The organism is Brevundimonas sp. CURTG3B2_SDJG (assembly GCF_057364705.1).
In genome coordinates, this window is sequence record NZ_JBNFOJ010000542.1 from 1 (window position 1) to 825 (window position 825).

Sequence of the window (825 nt, forward strand, 5' to 3'; positions counted from 1 at the left end):
CCAGGACCGCCTCATGGTCGCCGCCGCGCGGCTGGCGCTGGACCTCGCCCTGCCGACCGAGGACCTGGGGCCTGTCTCGCTGGCCGCGCCCGACCGGGACGCGACGGCGGCGCGCAAACTGTTCGAACGGGCCGTGGCGGGGTTCTACGAGATCGAGCTTCCGGGCCGCGAGGGCTGGCGCGTGATGCGAGGCGCGCCGCTGGACTGGAATATCGAGGCCGCCTCGCCGGGCATGCGGGAGATTCTTCCCGGCATGCGGACCGACGTCATCCTGGAGAACGCCCGGCTGGGCCGGCGCGTGATCGTCGACACCAAATTCACCGGCGTCCTGACCGCCGGCTGGCGCCGCGAACGGACGCTCCGTTCGGGCCACCTGTATCAGATCTACGCCTATGTGCAGTCGCAGGCCGGGCGCAGCGCCCTGGCCGATCGCGCCGAAGGCCTGCTGCTGCATCCCGCGATCGAGACCCGGGTGGACGAGGCCGCGGTCATCCAGGGGCGCCGCATCCGGTTCGCCACCGTCGATCTCGCCGCCTCTCCGGTCGAGATCCGGGCGCGCCTGCTGGACCTGATCCTGGGCGACGGCCCCGAGGCCCAAGAAAAAAGCCCGACGCGGACGCCGGGCTTGGAAGTTCGGTGATGGTGGGTGTCCTCGAATAACAGGAAGACGATCCTCCGTTGCGGTGAATTGGTTAACCGTCCGTAAATCTTCACGCCGTCGCGTCGGGCATCCAGGTCCATTGCCGGGCGCCCGCCGGCCCGACCAGCCGACGCGCCAACCCGCGCCCGCCCGCTCGACCTGCAGGCCGTCCTGGCTCCGCTCCG

Annotated in this window: 1 protein-coding gene; it reads left to right on the plus strand. The window is 71.0% G+C overall.

Going from position 1 to position 825, the window contains the following annotated elements; genetic code table 11:
• Positions 1 to 640 (plus strand): McrC family protein (locus AC2W7C_RS18560; RefSeq protein WP_486002662.1); only part of this gene is annotated, 640 nt, incomplete at its 5' end.
• Positions 641 to 825 lie beyond the last annotated feature (185 nt).